Here is a 25,478-nt window from a genome sequence, read left to right as displayed (position 1 = left end):
TCATGACAATAACCCTGCTGAACAATCGCTATCAAGTTATCCAGGTAATCGGCGCTGGTGGGTTTGGCGAAACCTTTCTAGCAGAAGATGTCCACATGCCTTCTCGCCGTCGCTGTGTAATCAAGCAACTAAAACCGATAACCAATAATGACCCGCAAACCTACCAACTTATCCAACAACGGTTTGAACGGGAAGCCGCAACCTTGGAGTATTTGGGTGAAAGTAGTCACCAAATTCCCAAACTCTATGCCTACTTTTCTGAGAATGGACAGTTTTACCTCGTCCAAGAATGGATTCATGGTCAAACCCTGACAAAAATTGTCGAAGCCAAAGGATTTGAGAGTGAAACTGCTGTTCGGCAAATTCTCTTGAGTCTGCTTTCAGTTTTAGATTATGTCCATAGTAAAGGCATTATTCACCGGGATATCAAGCCAGATAACATTATTCTGCGTTCTGTTGATAACAAGCCAGTTTTGATTGATTTTGGTGCAGTCAAAGAAACAATTCGTTCGGTAGTGAATTCTCCAGGATACCCCACGCGATCGCTTGTCATTGGTACGCCGGGATATATGCCTAGCGAACAAGCCGTTGGTCGCCCAGTTTACGCCACTGATATCTACAGCTTAGGTTTAACAGCAATTTATCTGCTGACTGGCAAACACCCGCAAGAACTAGTAACCGATCTAAAAACTGGGGAAATACTTTGGCAGCAGCACGTCCCTAACGTCTCTTCTCAATTGGCCGCGGTACTCAATCAGGCAATTAAGCCTCATGCTGGCGATCGCTACAGCACTGCCAGTAAAATGCTATACGCCCTACAATCTGCTAGTAATATACCTACTGAGTTAACTGCAAATCCTTCTAGAGTTAGTTTTTCTCCCACCGCATCGACTCGGCAAACTCAGCCATTATATTCTCCACAAAACAATTCTGCGATTCCAGAGTCTTCCAATCCTGGAAACTGGCAAAAATCTGCTGTGATTGTTGGTAGTTTGTTGATAGGCGGCTTGATTGGTGCAATAGCAATTCCTAGCATCATTCGTCAGCAACAACCAGAAACAACCATTGGCACAAATCCCACGCCATCGCCAGAATCTTTTCCAACTTCTGCATCTACCGAACCGCCCGTTTCTTCTCAAACTTCTCCAGTTCCAGTTATCCCTAGCTCACCACCACGACGGCGACCAACCTCTAATTCTCCAGTTGTACCCATACCACAGCTAGAAAAAGAGCCTGTCACTTCAGATACTCCAGCGCCGATAGCAGTATCCACACCACAGCCAGAACCAAAGGATGAGGTAAGCGCAGTTCCTAAACCAGAAGTTCGTTCCACACCACAAAATAAGCCGCGCAGTAAATTAGCTGCCACTGCCAGCAGAGAAAGCGTTCCCGCATTCCCTACAGGTACAACAAGAAACATCGTAGAAGCTACCCTCGGCAAACCAAATCAAGATTTAAGAGGCGCATGGGGCAAAACTCGTGCTGTCGTTTACAAACTAGTGCCAAACAAAATTGACCTTGGCTACTTATTCGATCGCAATTCTAAAACGCTGCGTCAAACTGAGGTATCTTTTGCTCAATCGGTAGATCCAGAAGTAATGGAGACTACCTTGAATGGAATGTTAGCAGGGCAAGCCACTGAAGAAATTAAGCAGGGACTCAAACAGGTACAACAGCGTCAATCTGATAATTTTAGTTTTAAAAATGGCTCAGTCAAGGGTCAAATTATCCGCCAACAATGTGATTTTATTTACATCAGCATTTGGGATGCAGATTTACATGATTTTGTAAATCCATCTACAGCCAAACAGTGTTAACTTTCTGGCAAACACTGTTCTCGAAAGTTAGATTTTTGTATCCTACAAGACAGACTCAGTATTCAACATAGTGATTCAAAAACTGACTTTATTCGGCTACAATCAAGATAATTTCAGTCTTCACAAACACAAAAACCCAATTTTTAGAATTAGTGCATTTGTTTTCTAAATTTTGCAACTAAATCCATAAAAATCTGTGTTTCCCATTCCCCATTCTTTATTTTCAATTCTTAATCTTCATAAAGTTATAAATACCATTATTAAGTTTTTAATAATACTTGTCTCAGCTTCTACATTCATGTCGTAAAGTTCGATTGGAATTGTGTAATCTGAAGACAGCAAAGCTAAATTATTCAATTGAGGTCTGATGACTCCTACAATCATACGTCAGCTTTGGTCAGTGGTTGAAACCGCTCAAGCCAAGCTCCTTTTACAACTGGATGATGCTAGCTTGGTGCAGTGGTTAGTGAAACAAACCGAAACGCAAGTGTTGTTAGATTCTAACGAAACTGATTTTCTTAGCCACTACATTCAATCTCGACTAGCCCTCATACGCGATCTTGCCCATGAACGCCAATGTTCATGATGCCTACGCCGGTCACTGAGCTTTGTCGTACCACTTCGTGGAAGCAAGCTACGCGCAGCGTCTCGCAGAGAAGTGCGGGCTACGCCAACGCAAAATCAAGATAAATAAATAGATCGATCGTCAAGTGTTATTACTGTTGACTATTAGCTTTTGGGGAAAAATAACCTTCCACTAAGCAGTCAGAGCCTACTACACGCCAACGAACACGTTCTAAAGACAACGCCTCAGTCATGGTAGTAAAACCTAAATCGCCCACTGGTGTGGGAGCAATACTACCACCAATGATCTTTGGGGCAATAAATGCCAAAACTTTTTGCACTGCTCCTTGAGCGATCGCACTAGCAGCTAAAGTGCCACCACACTCCCACAACACGCTACAAAAACCTCGTTCATATAAGTACGCCATTGCCTTATCCGGTGTCAGTGATGCTAATTCCACTACCTCCACACCCTGGTTGAGCAACAGGTCTTGAAAATCGGGGTTAGCACCCTTCTGTGTCAACACCAAAGTTGGAGCATCCGCGGTTTGCCACAGATGGGCACTGGCCGGTAAGTTAAGATGGCGACTCATCACCACTCGTAGGGGATTGTGTGCCCCCACCTGATGGCTGGTTAAGTAAGGATTATCTTGTCGGACTGTATTACCACCGACAATTATGGCATCACAAGCCGCCCGCACTAGATGTACTTCACTGCGGGCTTCTTGACTTGTCACCCAAGCGCTATGACCAGAGGTAGTAGCAATTTTGCCATCTAAAGTCATGGCATATTTTAAAATTCCCAAAGGTCGCTTATAGAGAATGCGATGCACAAAAGCTTCATTTAGCTGACGACAGGCTTCCTCTTCTACTCCAACCAATACTTCGATTCCTGCCGCTCGTAAACGGGCGATGCCACCTCCAGCCACCAGTGGATTGGGGTCAACCATACCCACTACTACTTTTGCCACCCCTGCTTCAATCAATCCTTCCGAACAAGGGGGAGTACGTCCGTAGTGATTGCAAGGTTCGAGGCTGACATAGATTGTTGCACCACGAGCGCGATTCTCCTGAGCAGAGGCTGCGCCAACGCCTGCTGCCCTCAAGGCAAACACTTCTGCATGAGGCTCACCTGCGCGAGGATGAAATCCTTCGCCGACAATCTCGCCATCCTTGACAATCACCGCTCCCACTAACGGATTGGGCGAAGTCCGCCCTAAAGCGCGACGGGCAAGTTCTAAACACCGCAGCATCATACGAGAGTCAAAGTCAGTTCCTACCTTTGGCTTCGGTGGTGAATTCGAGCCAGCTGCTGACTCCACTATTGGTGTATTTTCCTGAGTGTAATTTGGTAAGGATGCATCTGCTTGAGCGATTACTGGGGAATTATCCATAATTTTAGGCAACACTGTAAATATTCTGCACGCGATCGCGCAGCCTCTCCACAAGAGAATCGCGCTTTGCTCCTGATAATTAAACAGTAATATCTAGGCGCTATTATTGGCTGTCTCAACTTACATGAGTCTGTAATATTCAGACTTACAGTTCACTGTAACTTGAATCCATATTGCCAGAGGTTGCTCAAATTCATAAAGATTTAGGTTACAGGGTACAAAAGATAATTTTCTTTACTGTCACCTGTAACCTATTCCCTTCCTAACTCCTAATTCTTGTACAGACGCGATTAATCGCGTCTCTAACTTTACTATTGCTCCAATAATTTCATCCGTTGCCACCAAAGATTCAACGGATAATAGACGACAGGCGCCCACAGACTACTCAAAATGGCAGATGCAAGAGCGACGCGCTGATAATATGTCCAAATATCTGTCACCTTACGCTCATTGCCCAGCAAAGTTAATTGCAACCCAAAGATAGTTTCTGCCAAAACTGCCAAAACAAAGACAATTACAGCAATCGAAATAAAATCTTCTTCGATAAAACGCTGTTTCTGAAGCAGACCAGTTAAAGCCCCCACTATTCCTAAACTGATGGCATGAGTCGGGCTAGGTGATGTCATCGAATCTTGAAGTAGCCCCAGAACTATACCAGCCAATGCTCCGGCAAACACCGTGCGCTTCACACTCCAAGCTACCACCCAAATTAACAGCCAGTTAGGGCCAATTCCCAACAATTCCATACCTGGGAATCGGGTTGGTAATAATAGCAAACATAACAGTACAGAACTAGCCGTCACTATCCAACCAAACAACTGACGTATACCGGGATGCCAACGAGCAAGCGGCTGAATTCGGAATTTCGATTTTCGCTCTGACGATTTTGGCTTTTTCTGCCTGCTACCACCAAATGCAGGAATCTTCATTTTTCTAGTGATTTTTTCAAAGAATTTACTTAGACTTTTGCGGCACTTGATTTGCCGACTCTTGGTTTTCTGGTTTGGGATAAACAGCTACCCAATCAAGAGAACGGATTGGCGGAAAAAGCTCAATTTTCGCCACTGATGCTGGGAGTTTCTTTAAATCCAGCGACTTAATTCGTCCTACTGCCAAACCAGAGGGAAATTTCTGACTATAAGTAGATGTGGAAACTAAATCTCCTACTTTGACATTTGGAACTTTTTCATAAAACTCCAATACAGCTTCAGCAGAAGAATCTCCTCGCAAAACGCCTTTAGCTGCTGTGCGACTAATCGATACACCCACTTGACTCTTGAGGTCACTAATTAACAACACGCGGCTAGTATTAGGAGTTACACTCTCCACCAAACCCACCAATCCGCCTTCTGCCTTGACTATGAAGCCTTCCTGAATCCCTGCACTCGCACCGCGATTTAGCGTCACTTGTTGCCACCACTGGTCAGCACTACGTCCCACCACCCGTGCTGGAACTGGCCGTGATGCTAGTGGCTCTTTTTCCACATAGCCTAATAAATCTTGTAATTTTGTCTTTTGACTTTCCAAATCTACTATACGGGTTTGCAATTCCATTATCCGGGCATCTCTAAGACGTTCTTCTGGAGTTGGCCCTGACTGCAACATCTCTAATGGGCGGGTAATTGCCTGATATGTCTCAAGCACTAGTTCTCCTTGAGTCTGTCGCAATATCCAAGCACTACCAACTACTAAAGCTAACAAGCCAATTTGCAACCCTTTACGATCCCACCAACGCCGTATTGTCACCATATATACCTACATGTACTTATATAAATTAAGTTCTACTTGGATTCTATGTATATAGAACCCAAATAGAACTCAAATAGAACTCAAGTCTGATATTTTTTTTGTTACATATTGCGAGAGCTTTCGATAACAACTCGTTCCAACTGTTTAAAGTTTTCTAACACACGACCTGTTCCCAGCACAACACAGCTCAAAGGATCGGCAGCAATGTGGGTAATAATCCCTGTTTCATGGCTAACGAGGGTATCTATGCCTTTGAGCAAAGCACCGCCACCAGCTAACATAATACCTCTGTCAATAATGTCTGCTGCTAGTTCTGGCGGTGTGCGTTCTAGTGTCCGCTTCACAGCTTCGATAATTACTGATAGCGGTTCCATCATACTTTCACGGATTTCTGGGGCTTTGATGGTTACAGTTCGCGGTAGACCCGAAAGCAGGTGTAAGCCTCGGACTTCCATCATCGCGTCATTATCATCATTAGTCGGATAGGCAGAACCAAGCCGAATCTTGATTTCCTCGGCAGTACGTTCACCAATGACTAAATTATGAACTTTCTTAATATACTGAACGATCGCATCAGTCAGTTCATCTCCAGCAATGCGTACTGATTCGCTGATTACCGTACCTTGAAGACTCAGCACTGCAACTTCTGTTGTCCCACCACCAATATCGATGATCATGTTGCCAGTTGCTTCGGCAACAGGTAGTCCTGCACCAATAGCCGCAGCTACAGGTTCATCGATTAAATAGACTTTTCTCGCTCCTGCTTGGTGAGCTGCATCCATCACCGCTCGTCTTTCTACTCCTGTGACGCCACTGGGAATACCAATGACAATCCGGGGTAGAATTAGAGATTTACCTTCATTTACACGCTGAATAAAGCTTTTGAGCATCAGCTCGGCTATATCAAAGTCAGCGATTACACCATCCCGCAAAGGACGGAGAGCAATCACATTTCCCGGTGTGCGACCGAGCATTTTTTTGGCTTCTTCTCCTACTGCTAGTGCAACCTTTTCGTTGACATCGATAGCAACTACAGAAGGTTCTTGTAGTACAATACCTTTACCAGATACATAAACCAGGGTGTTTGCAGTACCGAGGTCGATACCCATATCCCATGAAGTGCGAAAGTTTCTAAAAATACCCACGCGTCTGTAAGCCCCCTATGTGCGATACTTCTTGACTACAACGGTAAGAGTTAATCGTGCTTGATTCGATTATGTTTGTATCCTAAGTTGAGTAAACTAGACAATATTTTTATATGATTCCCAGAAATATTTAGTATGTCTCAAGCCCCGTACTTTTTGATATTCTCTGGTTAACTTAGTATATCCGTATACTTTTATGTGTTTACTCCAAATAATGTGTATAAATTTTCAAGTCAATTATATTGTTAACTGTTTAACACATTATTTTCAAGTCTTTCACAATTCGCTATGATGAAAGTCGAAATTGCTAAGTACGTTTGTACTGAAAGGTAACGCACATGAGTATTAATATTGTCACCCTTGTTGGTCGTGTCGGTGGCGACCCTGATATAAAATATTTTGAATCTGGTAAGGTGGTGTGTAAATTAGCACTAGCTGTAAATCGTCGTACAAAAGAAGGTGAACATACCGACTGGTTTAATTTGGAACTATGGGGAAAAACGGCGGAGGTGGCAGGTAATTATGTACGTAAAGGCAGGCAAATTGCTGTCAAAGGTTCTTTGAAGTTTGACACATGGAGCGATCGCCAAACAGGAGCAAACCGATCGTCACCAGTGATTCAAGTAGATCAACTTGATTTATTAGGCTCTAAGCGAGATGCAGAAGGCGGTACAGGAGATATGTCTTCAGAACATTTTTAATTGAGCATGCCTTCGGCTCCGCTCAGGGCAAGTGGGCATTGATTATTAGTCCTTTGCCTTTACAAATGACAAAGCGCAAAGTCTGAGCGCCGGCTTCCGGCGATCAGAACTTTGTAAGAGAGGACTAATGACAAATGACTAATAACTAATTTGCAACGTCACCGATGCTTCTACTTGCTGTTCACCACCAACAATCGGGGTGGAAGCATCAGCTGATTTCGCAGCCTCAGCCCGTAAAAACATTGGTGGTGGTGGAGGCGCACTGGCATTATTAACTTGAATGCTGACTATTTCTTTGGATTTAAAACCCAAAGCACTAAAAACGGCATCAGCTTGCTGCCGCGCGTCTTGAGTAGCTTCTTTTAATGCTTGCTTTTGAGCCGCGGCGATCGCTTCATCTTTCGCAACAAAAGTAATGCCGTTAATTTGTGTTGCACCGGCTTTGACTGCATCATCCAATAATGTCCCAGCTTGCTCAACAGGAATACTAAAACTCACAGTGTTAGTGGCAGCATAGCCTGTAATTCGCTGGACATTATTGGTGTAGCTGTAAACCGGATTGAGACGGATACCGGTAGTTTGTAATTTTTCAACATTTTTGCTCTTGAGAAACGCAACCACCGCTGATGACCTCTGAGCGGCTTCTTGCTGTACCTCCTGGGCTGTTTTCCCCTGAATCTCCACTCCTAAACTAACTTGTGCCAGAGTTGTCGGAATTGTTTCGACTCCGCGACCACTGACACTAAGGGTTCGTGACAATCTATCTTTTTCTTGTGCGAATGCAGGTAGTGCAAAAGTTGCACATACAAGCATTGCTAAAGGCAGTATTTTCCACAGGTTTGCCGATGGAAAATGAGAACCGGGTAAAGCGGCTCTAGTCATCATATTTGCACTCCTCAAAGTATCCACAGATGTTTTAAATAAAGGTATATAGCAATCTGCTGCTGGTTGTTGAGAACCAACAGCCACCACAAGTTTTTCACAACTTAAGTGCGATCGCCAGATACGATTCGTATGTTCTTACTTTGACACTGCGATCGTCAAAAGCTGAAATGGTTACATTTTTTGAAACTAAAAAAATTACACTAGTACTGCACAGCCTAAATGAAACGTTTACGCCGTATTCATTTTGAATTCGGATTGCTTCTCCATAGGATGTTTTTCAGAAACGCGTCAAAATCAAAGAGAAGGATTTTCAGAGAACCTAATGCATTTGTTAGAACCAATCAACTTCTCTTTTCCTCTGCTGGCTAGCGCAACACAAGCCGCAGACAGTTCAATGGTAGTCGAAGCAGTGCTACTAAGCTTAGTAGTCATTTATCTCGCCAGCAAAGTTGGTGGAGAGTTATCAAACCAAGTGGGTTTGCCGCCTGTTTTAGGCGAACTCGTTGGCGGTGTGGTAGTTGGCATCTCTGTTTTCCATCTTTTAGTGTTTCCAGAAGGCGGCACAGACAGTTCTAATTCTTTGATTGTGTCCTTCCTTCAAACCACTGCTGGTTTAACGCCTGAAGCCGCTCCAGCAGTGTTTGCAGCCCAGTCCGAGGTCATTTCCGTTCTGGCAGAATTGGGTGTGATCATTTTGCTGTTTGAAATCGGCTTGGAGTCGAATTTAAAAGATTTAATGGCAGTTGGTATTCAAGCTACTGTTGTCGCAGTAGTTGGGGTAGCAGTACCCTTTGCTGCTGGGACTGTGGGACTGATGACTTTGTTTGGGATTAGCGCTATACCTGCAATTTTTGCCGGGGCAGCTTTAACTGCCACTAGTATTGGGATGACATCCAAAGTGCTGTCAGAATTGGGGCGGCTCAATTCTAAAGAAGGGCAGATTATTTTGGGTGCTGCGGTAATTGATGACGTACTAGGAATCATCGTTTTAGCGGTAGTTGCCAGTTTAGCTAAAGACGGCGTGGTGGATGTCAGCAAAGTGATTTATTTGATTATCAGTGCCACTGGTTTTATTTTGGGAGCAATCCTACTAGGGAATGTTTTCAATAAGTCCTTTGTAGCGATCGCCGATCAACTCAAAACACGAGGTGGACTAGTAATCCCAGCATTCGTCTTCGCTTTTGCTATGGCATACCTGGCCGCCGTCATCCAGTTAGAAGCAATTTTAGGAGCTTTTGCAGCTGGTTTAGTTCTAGAAGAAACAGATAAGCGTAAAGAACTGCAAAGGCAAGTCTGTCCCATTGCCGATATGTTAGTGCCAATTTTCTTTGTGACTGTTGGCGCAAAAACCGATTTGGGAGTTTTAAACCCAGCAATTCCCGACAATCGTGAAGGTCTAATTATGGCAACTTTCCTGATTACAGTAGCCATTCTCGGTAAAGTAATCACAGGTTTAAGCGTGTTTGGTCAACCGGAAATCAACCGTTTAGCGATCGGTGTGGGGATGATTCCTAGAGGCGAGGTTGGGTTAGTGTTTGCTGGTGTCGGCGCTGCCAGTGGCGCTCTCTCGAAACCATTAGGAGCAGCAATTATCATGATGGTTATCTTGACAACCTTTTTAGCTCCTCCATTGTTACGATTTGTGTTTCCAGATCCAAAAACCGTGGACGGAAATTCAGAGCAACTAATTTTAGACGGTTCCTCTGGGACTTCGTTGGTAATTGAACCACCTCAGTCGAGGGTGCCAGCATCAAATGACAGCAGCAATTTGGGAGTAACTCCAGATTCTGGCGATCGTTAATTATTGGGAATGGGGAATGGGGAATGGGGCGTTAGGAGTTCTGAGTAATGAGTAATGAGTAATGAGTAATGAGTAATGAGTTAGGAGTTATTCTCCTCCTGCTCCCCTGCTCCCCTGCTCTCCTGCCCCTCTGCTCCAATTGTGCAGTGGAAACTTCTATCCTCAAATCTCCGTCCCGTGTGATTGTAGAATAATCATTTGTTTATAATTTCTACCAGCATTCAGAATGTTACTTAATTTCTAGTCTCCCTGGGCTTGTGAGCCTTTATCTGAATATTTTCCAGATAATTGGGGAGTAACACCCATAATTTTGCTAGATCGTTTGACAGTAATGGGAATTATTTATTCAGTGCATCGATGGCAGCAAAGAACAAACACTTATCAGTAAACAGCTATCAATTATCAGTTTTCTAGCTTTATTGGGAGTCAGAGTTCTCCACCTGTAAAGGTGGAAGGTTTCGCATGGGGATTTAAACTTAATTTGAAACCCGATCGATGATTTAAGTGTGTCTAAATACTGGCTTAAAAATCAAACAAGGGATTCAGAAGTCAAGTTTAAGTGGTGATGGTGTGATGATTTACCAATGAGTTGAGATATTGACGGCTCCCATGAATGTGAATTAGGAGAAAGGACTGTGAAATTACATTGGTTACTAGCCAGCACTATTGGAACTATCTTCATGCTATCGTCGCCAGCAATGGCCGCGAGACTTGAATCTTGGCGCTTTGATGCCAATCAAAACAGGCTGGAAATTAATACTGTGGGAGCAGTTCAACCCCAAGCACAACTAATTTTCAACCCAACTCGGCTGGTAATTGATTTGCCGGGAACTACATTTGGTCGTCCGCAGTTAACCCAACAGGTGGGTGGTGGAATTCGCTCAATCCGTGTTGGACAATTTGATATCGATACAACACGCATAGTTGTCGAATTGACTCCTGGTTACAGTTTAGACCCGAAACGAGTGAAATTTGTTGGTACAACTGGCGATCGCTGGACGGTGCAATTACCGAAACCAGAAGTCGAAAAAGTAGCTTCATCTCCTAGAAGTGCTTACAGTGTAGTTACCCCAGACTCCGAACGTCAATCTAATATTTCAAGGGTTGCTACTACTACACGAGGGGCAACTCAAATTGAGAGCTTACAGGTAACAGGTGATGGGTTGTTCATTCGTACCAGTGGTGGTAATCCTCCGATTCAGGTAATTCGTAGCCGCGATCGCGCTACCATCTTTCTAGATATCTCTGGTGCATCTTTATCACCACGTCTGACGCAGCAGAGTAATATACCCGTTAACAAACATGGTATTAGCCGCGTCGAATTCACCTCATTGCAAAGCCAACCTCCTGGTGTCCGCCTAACTTTGCGAGTAGATAAAAATAGCCCAGATTGGCGAGCAACTAATAGTAGCGATGGTGGTTTGATTGTTTTACCTAGTCGGGTTGTCAGATTGCCTAGAAGTAATAATTCGGACAATCAGTCAGAAGCCGTTTCCTTTCCCAGTAGAGCATCTGCTAATAACTCGCCAGCAACAATTGAATCTGTGCAACTTGCTGATAATGGCAAACAATTGCTAATTAGAGGCAACCAACCTTTATCTGCTACGGGAACCTGGGATAGATCCTTAGGTATTTTCCGAGTCACAATTACCAATGCCAAGTTAGCTCCCAGAGTTATAGGGCCTACTTTTGCTCCCAATAGCCCCATTCTTCGGGTACGTCTGCAACCTCAAGCATCCAATACAGTGGTTGTTTTGGTTCAACCCGCAGGAGGAGTGCAAATTGGGCAACCCCAGCAAATCGGCGACCAGCTTTTGGTACCAATACAAGGTTCTCGGCGAGTTGTCACCCTTCCCGGAAGACCACCCTATGCTTTACCTGGGCTACCACCGCCGAACCGCGGGCCATTCCCAGACCCAAACAATCCAAATCCGCGACCCCTAATACAACCACAGCGCCGAGTTACCAATGGGCGAGTGGTAGTTATTATTGACCCCGGACATGGTGGTAAAGACTCAGGAGCGCTTGGCATAGGTGGGGCGCGCGAAAAAGATGTTATCTTGCCTATTGGTAAAAGGCTAGGTGAGATTTTGCAGCAAAATGGCGTACAGGTTATTATGACGCGGGATTCTGACTATTTTGTTACTCTTCCAGGACGGGTGCAATTAGCAGAGCGAGCTAATGCTGATGTATTTGTTAGCATCCATGCTAATTCCGCAGGTGCGAGTCGTCCCGATGTTAATGGCTTGGAAACGTATTATTACGACAGTGGTTTGGGTCTAGCTCGCATTGTCCATAGCAGTATTCTCCAAAGCCTGAATGTCAGAGACAGGGGAGTGCGGCGAGCCAGATTTTATGTCCTCAGAAAAAGTTCTATGCCCTCTATTCTCGTGGAAACGGGTTATATGACTGGTCGACAGGATATGGCTAGGCTCAGAACCTCAGCTTACCAAAATCAAATGGCAGAAGCGATCGCTCGTGGGGTTCTTCAGTATCTAAAGAGAAGATAAGTAATTTAGTCTAAATTTCTAAATTGTTGAGTAAGTACATCTAATCTTTACCATTTTTATCCAATTTAGTAGTAAAACAATTTAAGTATTCTTGCGGCGGAATAAGAGTAGCTTCTTTGTTATTGTCATTTGATACTTTGCAATTCAACAAATTTTGGATTTTAGATTGTCCTGCGGAACGCTATGTGTAGCTTGCTTCTTTGGAAGGTACGGCTACACTCAGTCAAACTATTTTGGATTTGTATCACCTACAACAGGTGGTAGTGTAGCAAGACCCTAGTCTGGCAGAAAACTAAAATCGGGAATCTAAAATCTAAAATTGGCAGTCAAATTTATATAGGCTAGTGGCATGGCAAAATCAGAGGAGCGTGCTATATTTTACGCCATTAGCTGTGTCTTAATAACAGCGCAAAACTCAAGTGTGCGCGGTGACGGTGTGAGGATTAGCCAATATGTTGAGATGTTGACGGCTCCCATAAATGTGAATCAGGAGAAAAGACTGTGAAATTACGCTGGTTACTATCCAGTACTATTGGAACCATCTTCATGCTATCGTCGCCGGCAATGGCCGCGAGACTTGAATCTTGGCGTTTTGATGCCAATCAAAACAAGCTGGAAATTAATACTCAAGGGGATGTTCAACCCCAAGCACAATTAATATTTAACCCGACTCGTCTAGTAATTGATTTACCAGGAACCACATTTGGCCGCCCGCAGCTAACCCAACAAGTGGGGGGTGCAATTCGTTCTATTCGTGTTGGGCAGTTTGACGAACAAACAACACGCATAGTGGTTGAACTGACTCCGGGTTATAGTTTAGACCCCAAACGAGTGCAATTTGTAGGTACAACTGGCGATCGCTGGACAGTGCAATTGCCTAGACCAGAAGCGGACAATGTACCTGCAAGAAACACTGAAGGGCAACCAGAACAAGCTATAGCCTCTGATACTTCACCCAGAACATCTACACCAACATTTACCCCAAGGAATATTTATAATGTGGTGACAAGCGGCTCTGTAAATCCACTGAACACCAGATCGCTGAACAACAGAATGGTTGTCGCCAAAGTTACTCAAATTGAGAACTTACAAGTCACTGGTGATGGTTTTTTTGTCCGTACCAATGGTGGTAATCCTCAGATTCAGGTAAATCGTAGCAACGATCAAAAAGCAATTAACATCGATATTGCTGGCGCAACTTTATCACCAAGTTTAGAACAGCGAGATTTGTCAATTAATCGCTATGGTGTTAGCCGTATCCAGTTCAGCCAGCTGCAAACTAGTCCATCTGTTGTTCGCCTGACTTTACAAGTAGATGAAAATAGTCCAAATTGGCGAGCAACCACTAGCAGTGTTGGTGGTTTTGTGATTCTACCCAGTCGTGGAGTTGCCCAGCTACCTGGAAGTAACAGTCCACGTCCCATAGCACCAAGTAACACACCTGCTAGCATTCAGTCTGTACAACTGGCTAATAATGGTACACAACTGCTGATTCGAGCCGACCAAACTTTGTCTGCTACAGGAGGCTGGGATAGAACCTCTGGTCTGTTCCGCATCACTATCAACAATGCTAAGTTAGCTCCCAAAGTCACAGGCCCGACTTTTAATCCTAATAGCCCGATTCTACGAGTACGCCTACAACCACAAGAATCCAACACTGTCACCGTCTTGGTTCAACCAGCCGCTGGAGTACAAATTGGGGAACTCAACCAAGTTGGCGACCAGCTTTTAGCTTTAGAATTACGACGTAGTAGCAGCATCACACCACCCATTGCTTTACCTCCTCTGCCATTACCAGACCAAGGACAATTACCAAATCCCATAGATAATCCCCGTCCAATCTCCCAGCCACAGCCACGCCCTTCAGTTCCCAGAGGGAAATTGCTAGTAGTTATTGACCCAGGACATGGTGGAAAAGACTCAGGTGCCCCTGGATTGGGAGGACTTTTAGAAAAGAATGTAATTCTGCCTATTGGGAAAAGGGTAGGAGCAATTTTAGAGCAAAATGGTGTACAAGCGGTACTAACGCGGGATGCCGACTTTTTCGTAGAACTTCAGGGACGGGTAGATATTGCCAAGCGGGTTAATGCGACTTTGTTTGTCAGTATTCACGCTAATTCCGTTGATAATCGCCCTGATGTCAATGGGTTAGAAGTATATTATTTTGATAGTGGTTATGGTCTGGCTGAAGTAGTTCGTAAAACCATTCTCCAGGACATCGGTACTATTAAAGATCGGGGAACTCGCAAAGCGAGATTCTATGTTCTCAGGAAAAGCTCCATGCCTTCGATTTTGGTAGAAACAGGCTATATGACTGGTTACGAGGATAATCCCAGATTGGGAACACCAGAATATCAAAATCGGATGGCAGAAGCGATCGCTCGTGGCATTCTAAAATACTTACAGCAGAGGTAATATAGTACAAATTACTAATTAAAGAGGTAGTATTTAAACTTCTTTGACGCGCAGAATTTAGTAGTCAAATTAGAGATTGTCTGCTAAATTCTGTATTTTAAATCCCAAAACCTAAATATATATCTGCCTGTGTATTCATCTTCCATTTTTGAAGGAAATCTTGACGATTTTTCTGAGCGAGAACCCCAACGTGCCCCAATTGGCATCTTTGATAGTGGTGTGGGTGGGCTGACAGTACTGCGACAAATCTATCGACAACTCCCCAATGAATCAATTGTTTACTTTGGGGATACAGCTAGACTTCCTTACGGAATTCGTTCACAAGCAGAAATTTTACGATTTACACGTGAAATTATTACCTGGCTACAACAGCAGCAGGTAAAAATGGTAATTATGGCTTGCAATACCAGTTCTGCCTTAGCCCTAGAAACCGTGCGTCAAGAATTTAGCATACCTATTTTGGGAGTAATCCTACCAGGTGCAAAAGCTGCGGTGCAGCAAGGAAAGCGGATTGGTGTAATTGCCACTCCAGCTACAGCTAAAAGTAATGCTTATAAGCACGCTATTCTTGAAATTGCTCCCGATGTCCAAGTCTGGCAAGTTGGATGTCCAGAGTTTGTGCCATTGATTGAGCAAAACCGCATTCACGATCCTTACACTGCGGAAGTCGCACGAGCCTACCTAGAGCCTTTATTAGAGCAGGAAATTGACACCCTAGTTCACGGCTGTACCCATTATCCGCATCTTACACCAGTACTGCGATCGCTCCTCCCCTCTCAAGTCCAGTTGGTCGATCCAGCTGTTCATGTTGTGGCGGCTTGTGCGCAAGAACTAGACTTACTAGGCTTAAGAAATACTCATCTACCATTACCAACTCGCTTCGCCGTCAGCGGTTGTCCGCAACAGTTTTCTCAGTCAGGAGTGCAGTGGCTAGGCTATACACCAATGGTTGAAGAGGTTTCTTTCACCGATATCGCTATTTCCCAACTCCAATAAAACTAATTAGTCCCTAGTCCTTAGTCATTTATCGAAACAAATGACGAAGGACTAAGGACAAATGACTATTGACTATTAACTGATATCTCCTGCTTATGTTTTCCTTTAGTAGATGAAGAGAAACTTGTAGGAACAGTCTTTGTACCCGTTCGCTTCGCCAGTGCTAATAACAGGTAGACTGTGAACAAATATCCAGAGGCTAAAATAAAAATCATCATAGGTATACTTCCGTAAATCATTGTTCTACTAGCACCCTTCTAAACGAATATAAAATTTCATAAAATTAGTAGAACCTCAGCCAAGCAAGTACATTCTTGATGACTGTAGTTTCCTATGGTAAAATTACCTATAGAGATAAAATCCTCTACGGACAAAGAATTTATGACCTAATGCGACTTCTTGCAAACCATAGATCCCACAGCAGTTAGCTTGCCGTTTAGCAATCTAAAACTACGATTCTCAGCGGTCTACTCGATCTGCTTTATTTTTGCTTAAACTGCTGCAATAAAGAGCAATGCTTGCGCTCTACGTGCGCTAAGTACGTGTAGCGGCTTCCCATAGGGATATCACATAGCTCCAAACCAGGAGTTTTACCCATCGTAGGAAAAATTAAAGAATTTATTCCCTTAATCTAACCGACGAATATTTATTTTAGGCTCACAGCACCAATTAAGTAAAATCAACTAGTAGCTGACTTAACTTTTGGGCTGCGAATATCTTACAAAATTTAAAATTCCTATATTTTAGCGTAACACAACGACCCTGAATTTTGAGCTTATTCGGCTGCTAAATTTCAAATTTTTTGAAGAGCTACACCTTAATCTGGAGAAATTTAGCCTTACTCTTTGCGACGAATTTAAGTCACTTCATTTTTGTCAATAAGTAATATTGCTTGAATATTTTCAGAACTGTGACGAGAAAGGTGAGATGAGAAACTACTTAACAGAATTTAATCTAACGATTTTTTCGTGTACTGAGAATTCTTGTTTTAAGTTAGTTTCAAGTTTGAGCAGCCACTAATTAAGTACAATTGCTTATTGACAAAAATCTTGGCAACCTTAATTATCACCCATAGACTCATAAAAACGGGATTACCTGATGAAAACTTTGCGCTGGCACAGGGTTATCTTAAAATGAGTATAGGATATGTAAACTTTCGTAACCTAAGTCAGAGTCCGCCCATCCATGACCCCAGCCACCTCCCTGTTTACCCCTGTGGAAGCAGACCTGCGACTACTAGCAGATAACCTAAAGCAGCTAGTTGGAAATCGCCACCCCATCCTGTTTATGGCAGCCGAACATCTATTCGGAGCTGGGGGAAAGCGTATCAGACCAGCAATTGTCCTGCTAATATCGCGGGCTACAATGTTAGCTCAAGAGATTACACCGCGTCATCGCCGCCTAGCTGAGATTACAGAAATGATTCACACAGCAAGCTTAGTACATGACGATGTGGTAGATGAATCAGATACGCGGCGAGGCGTTCCTACCGTTCATAGTTTGTTCGGTAATCGCATTGCCATATTAGCAGGAGATTTTCTTTTTGCTCAATCGTCCTGGTATTTAGCAAACTTGGACAATTTGGAGGTGGTAAAACTCCTCTCAGAAGTAATTATGGATTTGGCTACTGGGGAGATCCAGCAGGGATTAAATCGTTTTGATGCTGGCATTTCTATTGATACTTACCTCCAGAAGAGTTATTACAAAACAGCTTCATTAATCGCTAACAGTTCTAAAGCTGCTGGGTTACTCAGTGAAGTCTCACAAGAAACTGTTGAGCATCTGTATAACTACGGTCGTCATTTTGGTATAGCATTTCAAATTGTTGACGACATTCTAGATTTCACCAGTACAGCAGATACCTTGGGTAAACCGGTGGGGTCGGATCTTAAAAGTGGTAATTTAACTGCACCTGTTTTATTTGCTTTAGCCCAAAAACCATCCTTGGAAGTGCTGATTGAACGAAAGTTTGCTCAAGAAGGAGATTTAGAGCAAGCACTAGCATTGATTCAAGATAGTCAAGGTATACAGCAGGCGCGAGAGTTAGCTGCTCATCATGCTAAGTTGGCAATTGAACATCTTGCAGTTCTGCCATTCTCAGAATCACACCAGGCATTGATTAACATCGCTGAGTACACACTGAGTCGCCTCTATTAAATCAGTTATCAAAGTTCTCAGGTAGAAAGTGGGGATTTAGATGTAGGTGTGTTGTGGCTTACATAACGTACCGAAAACCTGAAATGTTGTGTTGTGTTAACGCTTTAATGCACTAAAGCAGTTTTATGTTTAATTCAATCCACTTATCGAACAGCTAGAAAGTGGGGTTTTTATTTGGAGGTTCTTAAGGATTTCCAAAAAATAAATTACTACTTGGGGAGTGAATAGTGTTTGACTGAGCGCTCACTCTAAAGACTTACCCGTTTTTGGTTACTGGGTACTTCACAATCAAAAATGGGATATTTTTTATGTGAAAGTTCTTAAGTATAAAACTCTGCTTCACTAGGAAACTAAAATTTGAAAAGGGAAAATGTTCACTGATAACTATTTTTTAATCAATTTTAGGTTTCATCGAAAGTTGAGTCAATCGTATGGTGTAACGGAAAGAAAAAATTTCTTTTTTCACTGATTTAAAAAACTTTTTTAAAGAAATTTGAGATTTAAAAATTTGGATGTGGGATTGTATCTAAAAAACCCCACATCCAAATTTTTTCTATGCAATATCAGGGGGGATCTGTTTAGGCGATCGCTGTTGTCGTAACTGTTTCTGCATGAGTTTTTCTAGTTCAGTTCGCCGAACTTCGACGGTATGAGTGGTCTTACCCGGCGTCTCCAAAAAAACGATACTATCTACGGGTTCTAATGCCACCAATTGGAACAAAATATGGGTGACAGGAGTAATTTTAGCTAGCATTTGAGGGTCAAGCCCATCAGGGGAAATTAGAGAGACATCCTGTATGGTAGGGAAAGCGTAAATCACACGTTTTTCCAATCCTGGGTTAGCACGATTGCTTAATGTAGTTAAAACCCAGCTTGACTCCGAATTTTGGAGAATATAGTACTGGGAGTAGCGTAATTTTTGAGCGATCGCTCTAAGGGCAGGAGCAATTGCTGCAACAAGGTGTGGTGTCACACCATCGCGGGGTGCATTGTCAATCAGCAATTGAATTTGTGCTTCTAAATCCATAATGACTTGTATACGGCTCCTGGGTAATGGCAATAACATCTATCAAGTGTGAACAATCCCATCAGAATTGGGAATAATAAAATCAGCCATATCCTCAATATAGGATTGGCCTGCGTTTAGCTTATACGTAAAACCAAACTAGCCAATACCCACAGTCCTACAGGTTGTATTTAAGTTAAGTTAGGGTCTTTTGAAAACCGAGACTATGAATTCAGCCGCAACCGCAACTATTCCATCTGCAACTATTCTGGGAGAAAATTCTACAGGCGTGGAGGCGATCTTTCAACTCCTGTCCAAGGAGTTTCAGCAGTCAACCAAAGCTTCGGAACAGAATTGTCACGACGTAGCAAGACGTATTACCACCGAAGTCTACCGGATTTGTCATGAGAGTAAACGTATCCAAGCTTCTGGATCTGTAGAAAGCTCGGCGATGACCTTGGCTCGGCATCGGCTGCAACAGTGTCTCAGGTACTATCAGTTGGGTTCAAATCGGGGCAGAGTCGAATTACACAGTACTCTGAGTGCAATTATTTATCGATATATTAATCCTCCTCAGAAGCAATTGAGCTATCAAGGGCGGCTGACGATAATTGAAGATTTTCTCCAAAGTTTTTATTTAGAGGCATTAAATGCTTTCCGGCGAGAAAATCAGCTTGGTGCCACTTATCGCCCTCAGACACTCTTGGAATTGTCCGAGTATATGGCATTTACCGAGCGCTACGGCAAGCGACGCATTCCCTTACCAGGTCGCCAGCAACAGCTAATTATCCTCCGGGCACAAACTTTTTCCCAACAGCAACCTCCAGAAACCAGCGTAGATATAGAACAAGCCGCAGAAGGTAGCAATAATGAAGGTGACGGTTCTTGGGAAGAACCAGCAATTCACCAATTGCGCTCGACAATGGCAACGCAAGCCGAACCCGAACCCGAAGAAGACACCTTGCGCTCCGTTGTGGTTACGGAATTAATGAATTATCTCGAACAACGACAACAATCTGACTGCGCTGATTATTTTTCCCTCCGCCTCCAAGATTTATCAGCACAGGAAATTGAGTCGATTTTAGGTTTAACTCCTCGTCAGAGAGATTATTTGCAGCAGCGCTTTAAGTATCATTTGATTCGCTTCGCCCTGTTGCACCGTTGGGAATTAGTTCACGAGTGGCTGGAAGCTTCTTTACACACAAACTTGGGTTTAACTCCTCAGCAATGGCAAGTATATACAGCACAGCTGGACAATAAGCAACGGTCTTTATTAGAGTTGAAGCAACAAGGACAAGCTGATGAAAAAATAGCAAAAACTTTAGGGCTGTCAATGGCACAACTGCAAAAACGATGGTTTAAGATTCTTGAGCAAGCTTGGGAAATTCGTAACTCATTAGTTTCCGGATCGGGTGCATCTACTCATGAATAGTGACTCAGAATCCTTACAACACCGGTGTCTCGATTGGTTATTGACAGATGATGTCAAAAATAACGAGCGATCGGTAGAATGTGAGGAAAATGACGGGGTAAAAAACCTCCTCAAGGAAGCCACTGCTTCAAAAAGCAGTGAGCCAAAATTAGGAGGAACGCCCCAGACCTTTCAATTGGGAGAAATTCCTACTGTGCAAGATCGTTTTCAAGCTGTCCTTAAGCATCGGCTACAAATCCAAGCCCAAGAACATCCACCGTTGTTTCCTTGGGAAACACAATTAATCGAATATCCTGATTTTGTTGATGAGCCGTCAATGACACTCGTTCCTAGCTGGGGATGGATGGTACAACAGTCAAAGTTGACCTTGCCAACCCGCTTACCGGAAAGAGTTTTCCAGCAATTGCTAGAACAATGTCAGGCTTTAGTGACATCTTCAGTGCCATTGGGGGCAAAATTAGTTCAAGTGGTGGAGAACTTTTTTCCCAATGAGTCTCAAGCACTAAATGATATAGCTGGATTGGTGCTAAGAAGCACTTATCGGTCTGCAAGTACACTGGAGACAATGCCCGCTATTCAGAGCGATTACTCAGATTTACAACCGCGTCAACAGATGGCTTTGTCGTTGCTAGCAGCTAAACAACTGCTGGAAAATCTGACTCTACCAGTTTCAGCAACCAGTCCGGTAGTAGAAAGACAGTGGCTAACCAGTGTTGGTGCTTTGAACATCAGAGTAGAATACCAGTCTCTAGGTAAACTTACGAAGTTGCTTGTTCAAGCTGAGTTACCTGTTAAAGGAACTTTGACGCTGCGGGGAAGTGGCACTTTAGCAATGACAACATCTTCGACTTCGGGATACTTAAATGTAGAGTTAGGCTGCGAGCAACTTAACCCAACTTATACCCTAGAAGTTGAATTTCCAGAAATAGACGAACAGTCGTTGTTGTTTGTGATTAATCCCACGATTTAGTTGAAATTGCCACCGCTAGCACACTATGTCAATCAACGCCGATATATATTAAGAGGATTTTCCTGGTTTTGAAGCTCATCCTATTTTTCAACAAGCGGTCATTAGGGTGTCTACGAGAAGCAGTTATTACAAAGACACAGGGACGCGAGAATATGGGGACATTGGGATATTGAGAAAGTATTTGATTATTTCTCAATTCACCGTATCACCCATTTCTCGTATATCTCCATCTCTACCCCTATCCATAATTAATTTTTTTGACACAGTACTAGGGTAGGCAATTACGTCCCCCGCATTGTGTTTTTTGCATCTACATCATTGCTTCTACTAGACTCAAATGTTTAACTTATCCAGGATGAATCGGTTTTGGCGTATCCCTGTAGGTAGTTTCTGGCGGCAAAATCCGCAGGGGTCGCCTTTGATTGAAGTGGAAGATTCAATTTTATTGCGGGTGCTGGTGCTAGCGTTGGTTATTTTGGGAATTGTGGCGACGGATATTGCCGCTGAGACTTCATTCAGTTTTTGGGCGTTACCCCTGAGTGTTGTGGGTGCAATTTGGAGTTATTATCGTCGCCGCGATCGCAATGTTGCAATTAAATTCTGCATCGCCATCGGAATGTTAGTAGCACTAGGTGCTTTCTTTGGGCGATTAGTCGGAGAGTTGAATGATACGCGGTTGGGTTTGGCAGAGTTATTAATTCAACTCCAGGTGTTACACAGCTTTGATACACCCCGCCGGAAAAATTTGGGCTATTCGATTGTGATCGGACTGATTTTATTGGGTGTAGCAGCAACCCTAAGTCAGACTTTAGCATTTGCACCTGTGCTGCTATTATTTTTAGCGATCGCTCTGCCAACTTTAGTACTAGATTACCGCTCGCGCTTGGGTTTGCAGCCATTAAAAACTCAAAAGGAAAAATTCAATCAGAAGAATTCCTCAAGTCTTAATTTTAAATTTTTAATTCTAACTTTTTTACTAATTGTCGGTCTGGGGCTGGCAATTTTTGCTGTTTTACCCAGATTTCCTGGTTATCAATTACGGAATTTTCCTGTAAGTTCTGCTATTCAAGTAAAAAGTAATTTCACAGGTCGTAGTATCATTAATCCCGGTTATGTCCGCCAAGGTAAAGGTGAGAATCAAGGCAGTGGTAGCGGTGGTACAGGACAAAATAAAACAGGTGAACCAGGTAAATTAGATAATAATTTTTATTACGGTTTTAATAGCCAAATGAATCAAAACCTGCGAGGCGAGATGAAACCCAAGGTTGTCATGCGGGTGCGATCGCAAGCTGAGGGTTTTTGGCGAGTATTAGGATTCGATCACTATACAGGTAAGGGATGGGAAGTTTCTCGCAATGAAAATGTTACGACTGTTAGGCGATCGCCTTGGTCTTACCAAATTTTTATTCCCCCATCTGTACTCACTGCTAAAACCCAAGAGGTCGTACAAACTTATACAGTGGTATCGGATTTGCCTAACCTAATTCCAGCGATGGCTAATCCCAAGGAAGTTTATTTTCCAGCACCAGTGATCGCTCTTGATAAAGAAGACGGATTGCGATCGCCTGTAGAATTATCAGAAGGATTCACCTACACAGTAGTTTCAGAAGTACCATATCGCGATCGCACTAAATTAGGTCAAGCTTCTACTAAATATCCAGAACAAATTAAAAAGCATTATCTGCAAATTCCTCCCGAAATTGCCGAAAAAGTCCGGCAACGTACCGAAGAAATCCTCACTAACTACAATCAAGAAAAAGTCGCAAAGTCTGCTAAAAGCCTGGATTCACCCTACGAAAAAGCTCTCTACTTAGCTCAATATTTAAAGCAACGCTACTCTGTTCCCCAAAATCCTTTAGAACTACCTTATTTGAGTGAAAAAGAAGACTTGGTAGAAACTTTTTTGTTTAAGCAAAAGGGAGGCTATCCAGACCACTTCTCTACAGTTCTCACAATAATGTTGCGTTCCATTGGCATTCCAGCGCGGTTGGTAGCAGGGTTTAGTGCGGGAGAATTTAATCCATTTACAGGGCTGTATGTTGTTCGTAATACTGATGCTTATGCGATGACGGAAGTGTATTTTCCGAAATATGGTTGGTTTGCCTTTGACCCTATTCCCAATCATCCCCTGATTCCGCCATCAATTGAAGATACTCAGACTTTTAGTGTGTTACGCCAATTGTGGCATTGGGTTGCTGGCTGGCTACCTTCTCCGCTGACAGGTTGGTTGAATAATGTATTTGAGACAATATTTAAGTGGGCGATCGGAGCGATCGCTTGGTTTTTAGCTTTATTCTCTCAAGGTTGGTTTGGTGTATTAACTGGCTTAATCTTGTCAACTACAGCAGCTTTCTTCGCTTGGCTAGGTTGGGGTCAGTGGCGAGAGTGGCGCAACCGCCGATGGTTAAAGAAATTGCCAGCGATGGAGAGTCTTTATCAACAAATGCTGCAATGGACAACTCAAAAAGGTTTAGGCAAACATCCAGCACAAACACCTTTAGAGTATGCCAAAGTCTCATACCAGCATCATGCTAAAGCAACTGCTGAGGTCATAGATGAAATTTGTCAAGCTTATGTTGGCTGGCGTTATGGCGGTCATACACCCAACTTGCAGCAACTACGACAAAGATGGCAAGGTTTGAAAAAAGCTGCAAAGTAACTCATCAATGCTAAATCACTTAGTTGACTTAAATACCCCCTACAAAGAAATTAAGGCAAGTAATTGATGGCTTATCTATGTATATAATTGGGTTATTTTTAATCTCTGGAGAAGTCTAGAGAGATTATTCATATTGATTACCTACAAAATAGGAAATAAGAGTAGTAGCGTGTGTTATACCATAGGCTAACACACCTTAATACTCTCTTCTTAACCACTATTTTCGTCTACTTCCAAACTCTTACTCTTGTTCCTATTCAAGTATTCTTCAAACAATTCAAAAAATTTCTGTAGTGCCTCATGCTCGTCTACAGAATAGAAAAGGATTATCTTAGACCATGACTGACCTGACTTAATCCCATATTTTTCTTGAACCCATGATTGAAAACCTTCAAATTCTCTTTCCTGCTCAGTTAGGGGTACGCCAACTTCTCTTTGAGCCAGACTATATCCCCGCAAAAGCATATCAAGCTTAGTAATTGAGCTAGTACCTAAGTACATTCCAGGTCTTTTCTTGATACTATCCAAAAGCTCATAGAGAGCGCGTACTGAAAACCTCAAATCATTCCCAGAAGAGTTAAGGCTTTTTCCATTTTCCTTATTTGGTGAACTCTCATTTCGTTTCAAAAATATTTCAAACAGTTCAAAAAAATTAGAAAAAGCACTTCTTTCACTACCACCAAAAAATAGAAGTATACCAGCCCATGATTGTGAAATATTAGTTTTTTCTCTTTCTTGTATCCAATCTTGAAACCCCTCAATTCCAGACCCTTCTCTCTCTAATCCCATCTCACTTCGAGTGCTTAAATACCCAACTAAAAATGAATCAAGACAAGTAATTGATGGCTTATTTAAATACATGACTGGGTTATCTTTAATATCTTGGAGAAGTCTAGATAGATTCCTCATATTGATTACTCCAATTAAATTTAGCGTCATTGTCCACCACGCTGAAAGTAAAACCAACCTGTTTTACGCAAAGATCCACGAGCTAAACCTTTTATGCCGAGTTCTGGGATGATTTACCCCATCGTCTTTGATGCCAATCACTTGCTAGGAGCTTAACTCTCAAGCAGCATAGTAGATTTAAAATAGGAGAAGTAAGCTTGTTCTTTAAAACCAACCGATAGCGATTTTGATATCACCACAGTACAGCTTGCGGTCTGAGTCTAGATCCTACAGGTGGCGATCGCTAGTAACTCAAATAAAATACCATAACTGCGATCGCTGTCCAAACACCACACTGCCGATTTCGCCAAGGATTTAATCCCAATAAC

Annotated in this window: 19 protein-coding genes; 11 read left to right on the top strand and 8 right to left on the bottom strand. The window is 42.9% G+C overall.

Features of this window, described 5'->3' with window-relative positions; all coding sequences use genetic code 11:
* The first annotated feature begins 2 nt into the window (after positions 1-2).
* Both RM049_RS20985 and RM049_RS20980 read left to right on the top strand, forming a co-directional pair.
* The gene (locus RM049_RS20985; RefSeq protein WP_322705540.1) at positions 3-1,817 is read left to right on the top strand and encodes a protein kinase domain-containing protein; all 1,815 of its coding nucleotides are present in this window, start codon (positions 3-5) and stop codon (positions 1,815-1,817) included.
* A gap of 367 nt (positions 1,818-2,184) precedes the next feature.
* Positions 2,185-2,403, top strand: coding sequence for a hypothetical protein (locus RM049_RS20980; protein ID WP_322674241.1), 219 nt, complete (start codon positions 2,185-2,187; stop codon positions 2,401-2,403).
* Positions 2,404-2,533: 130 nt separating this feature from the next.
* Here the strand turns inward: RM049_RS20980 and ribD are convergent, their stop codons facing one another.
* From ribD to RM049_RS20960, 4 genes are all read right to left on the bottom strand, one after another.
* Positions 2,534-3,775 (bottom strand): bifunctional diaminohydroxyphosphoribosylaminopyrimidine deaminase/5-amino-6-(5-phosphoribosylamino)uracil reductase RibD, encoded by a 1,242-nt coding sequence (gene ribD / locus RM049_RS20975; protein WP_322705539.1) that lies wholly within the window; start codon positions 3,773-3,775, stop codon positions 2,534-2,536.
* 311 nt (positions 3,776-4,086) lie between these two features.
* A complete protein-coding gene (mreD, locus tag RM049_RS20970; protein WP_322682943.1) occupies positions 4,087-4,704 on the bottom strand; it encodes a rod shape-determining protein MreD in 618 nt (205 codons plus the stop codon).
* A 25-nt stretch (positions 4,705-4,729) separates the two neighbouring features.
* Positions 4,730-5,524, bottom strand: a complete 795-nt coding sequence (mreC, locus tag RM049_RS20965; protein ID WP_322682944.1) for a rod shape-determining protein MreC — start codon at positions 5,522-5,524, stop codon at positions 4,730-4,732.
* Between the two features lie 101 nt (positions 5,525-5,625).
* Positions 5,626-6,633 carry a rod shape-determining protein gene (locus RM049_RS20960; protein ID WP_322674271.1) on the bottom strand — a complete coding sequence of 336 codons (1,008 nt, stop codon included), beginning with the start codon at positions 6,631-6,633 and terminating at the stop codon, positions 5,626-5,628.
* 374 nt (positions 6,634-7,007) lie between these two features.
* Here RM049_RS20960 and RM049_RS20955 point away from each other — a divergent pair, with 374 nt between their 5' ends.
* On the top strand, positions 7,008-7,370 hold the full coding sequence (locus RM049_RS20955) for a single-stranded DNA-binding protein (RefSeq protein WP_322705538.1): 363 nt from the start codon (positions 7,008-7,010) through the stop codon (positions 7,368-7,370).
* Between the two features lie 138 nt (positions 7,371-7,508).
* Here RM049_RS20955 and RM049_RS20950 read toward each other — a convergent pair whose 3' ends face one another.
* A complete protein-coding gene (locus RM049_RS20950; RefSeq protein ID WP_322682969.1) occupies positions 7,509-8,252 on the bottom strand; it encodes an SIMPL domain-containing protein in 744 nt (247 codons plus the stop codon).
* 325 nt (positions 8,253-8,577) lie between these two features.
* Here RM049_RS20950 and RM049_RS20945 point away from each other — a divergent pair, with 325 nt between their 5' ends.
* From RM049_RS20945 to murI, 4 genes are all read left to right on the top strand, one after another.
* Positions 8,578-10,056, top strand: coding sequence for a cation:proton antiporter (locus tag RM049_RS20945; RefSeq protein WP_322674238.1), 1,479 nt, complete (start codon positions 8,578-8,580; stop codon positions 10,054-10,056).
* A 635-nt stretch (positions 10,057-10,691) separates the two neighbouring features.
* The gene (locus tag RM049_RS20940) at positions 10,692-12,566 is read left to right on the top strand and encodes an N-acetylmuramoyl-L-alanine amidase (RefSeq protein WP_322705537.1); all 1,875 of its coding nucleotides are present in this window, start codon (positions 10,692-10,694) and stop codon (positions 12,564-12,566) included.
* A gap of 501 nt (positions 12,567-13,067) precedes the next feature.
* On the top strand, positions 13,068-14,981 hold the full coding sequence (locus RM049_RS20935) for an N-acetylmuramoyl-L-alanine amidase (protein WP_322705536.1): 1,914 nt from the start codon (positions 13,068-13,070) through the stop codon (positions 14,979-14,981).
* Between the two features lie 129 nt (positions 14,982-15,110).
* A complete protein-coding gene (gene murI / locus RM049_RS20930; RefSeq protein WP_322705535.1) occupies positions 15,111-15,977 on the top strand; it encodes a glutamate racemase in 867 nt (288 codons plus the stop codon).
* Between the two features lie 65 nt (positions 15,978-16,042).
* Here murI and RM049_RS20925 read toward each other — a convergent pair whose 3' ends face one another.
* Positions 16,043-16,195, bottom strand: coding sequence for a hypothetical protein (locus tag RM049_RS20925; RefSeq protein ID WP_322690443.1), 153 nt, complete (start codon positions 16,193-16,195; stop codon positions 16,043-16,045).
* Between the two features lie 967 nt (positions 16,196-17,162).
* Here RM049_RS20925 and sds point away from each other — a divergent pair.
* Positions 17,163-18,134, top strand: coding sequence for a solanesyl diphosphate synthase (gene sds / locus RM049_RS20920; RefSeq protein WP_322682950.1), 972 nt, complete (start codon positions 17,163-17,165; stop codon positions 18,132-18,134).
* A 553-nt stretch (positions 18,135-18,687) separates the two neighbouring features.
* Here the strand turns inward: sds and RM049_RS20915 are convergent.
* Positions 18,688-19,161 carry a hypothetical protein gene (locus tag RM049_RS20915; RefSeq protein ID WP_322674233.1) on the bottom strand — a complete coding sequence of 158 codons (474 nt, stop codon included), beginning with the start codon at positions 19,159-19,161 and terminating at the stop codon, positions 18,688-18,690.
* A gap of 205 nt (positions 19,162-19,366) precedes the next feature.
* Between RM049_RS20915 and hetZ the strand changes: the two genes are divergently transcribed.
* The 3 genes from hetZ to RM049_RS20900 all read left to right on the top strand — a co-directional run bounded on the left by hetZ (position 19,367) and on the right by RM049_RS20900 (position 24,201).
* The gene (hetZ, locus tag RM049_RS20910; RefSeq protein WP_322674232.1) at positions 19,367-20,572 is read left to right on the top strand and encodes a heterocyst differentiation protein HetZ; all 1,206 of its coding nucleotides are present in this window, start codon (positions 19,367-19,369) and stop codon (positions 20,570-20,572) included.
* Positions 20,565-21,542 carry a PatU gene (locus RM049_RS20905; RefSeq protein WP_322701370.1) on the top strand — a complete coding sequence of 326 codons (978 nt, stop codon included), beginning with the start codon at positions 20,565-20,567 and terminating at the stop codon, positions 21,540-21,542. Before hetZ ends, RM049_RS20905 begins: the two co-directional genes overlap by 8 nt.
* A gap of 355 nt (positions 21,543-21,897) precedes the next feature.
* Positions 21,898-24,201 (top strand): DUF3488 and DUF4129 domain-containing transglutaminase family protein, encoded by a 2,304-nt coding sequence (locus RM049_RS20900; RefSeq protein WP_322705534.1) that lies wholly within the window; start codon positions 21,898-21,900, stop codon positions 24,199-24,201.
* Between the two features lie 210 nt (positions 24,202-24,411).
* On the opposite strand, the gene RM049_RS20895 is transcribed toward RM049_RS20900, so the two are convergent.
* Entirely contained in the window at positions 24,412-25,140 is a 729-nt protein-coding gene (locus RM049_RS20895; RefSeq protein WP_322705533.1) for a hypothetical protein, read from the bottom strand.
* Between the last annotated feature and the right edge of the window lie 338 nt (positions 25,141-25,478).

Origin of the sequence: Nostoc sp. DedQUE04, assembly GCF_034530995.1 — a bacterium.
GTDB lineage: Bacteria > Cyanobacteriota > Cyanobacteriia > Cyanobacteriales > Nostocaceae > Nostoc.
The sequence above is the reverse complement of the archived record's forward strand: the minus strand, read 5'-3'. Positions and strand labels throughout refer to the sequence as shown.

Coding starts and splice junctions, on each gene's coding strand:
- RM049_RS20985 (WP_322705540.1), top strand. CDS start 3: ATGACAATAACCCTGCTGAACAATCGCTATCAAGTTATCCAGGTAATC.
- RM049_RS20980 (WP_322674241.1), top strand. CDS start 2,185: ATGACTCCTACAATCATACGTCAGCTTTGGTCAGTGGTTGAAACCGCT.
- ribD (WP_322705539.1), bottom strand. CDS start 3,775: ATGGATAATTCCCCAGTAATCGCTCAAGCAGATGCATCCTTACCAAAT.
- mreD (WP_322682943.1), bottom strand. CDS start 4,704: ATGAAGATTCCTGCATTTGGTGGTAGCAGGCAGAAAAAGCCAAAATCG.
- mreC (WP_322682944.1), bottom strand. CDS start 5,524: ATGGTGACAATACGGCGTTGGTGGGATCGTAAAGGGTTGCAAATTGGC.
- RM049_RS20960 (WP_322674271.1), bottom strand. CDS start 6,633: ATGGGTATCGACCTCGGTACTGCAAACACCCTGGTTTATGTATCTGGT.
- RM049_RS20955 (WP_322705538.1), top strand. CDS start 7,008: ATGAGTATTAATATTGTCACCCTTGTTGGTCGTGTCGGTGGCGACCCT.
- RM049_RS20950 (WP_322682969.1), bottom strand. CDS start 8,252: ATGACTAGAGCCGCTTTACCCGGTTCTCATTTTCCATCGGCAAACCTG.
- RM049_RS20945 (WP_322674238.1), top strand. CDS start 8,578: ATGCATTTGTTAGAACCAATCAACTTCTCTTTTCCTCTGCTGGCTAGC.
- RM049_RS20925 (WP_322690443.1), bottom strand. CDS start 16,195: ATGATGATTTTTATTTTAGCCTCTGGATATTTGTTCACAGTCTACCTG.
- sds (WP_322682950.1), top strand. CDS start 17,163: ATGACCCCAGCCACCTCCCTGTTTACCCCTGTGGAAGCAGACCTGCGA.
- RM049_RS20915 (WP_322674233.1), bottom strand. CDS start 19,161: ATGGATTTAGAAGCACAAATTCAATTGCTGATTGACAATGCACCCCGC.
- hetZ (WP_322674232.1), top strand. CDS start 19,367: ATGAATTCAGCCGCAACCGCAACTATTCCATCTGCAACTATTCTGGGA.
- RM049_RS20905 (WP_322701370.1), top strand. CDS start 20,565: ATGAATAGTGACTCAGAATCCTTACAACACCGGTGTCTCGATTGGTTA.
- RM049_RS20900 (WP_322705534.1), top strand. CDS start 21,898: ATGAATCGGTTTTGGCGTATCCCTGTAGGTAGTTTCTGGCGGCAAAAT.
- RM049_RS20895 (WP_322705533.1), bottom strand. CDS start 25,140: ATGACGCTAAATTTAATTGGAGTAATCAATATGAGGAATCTATCTAGA.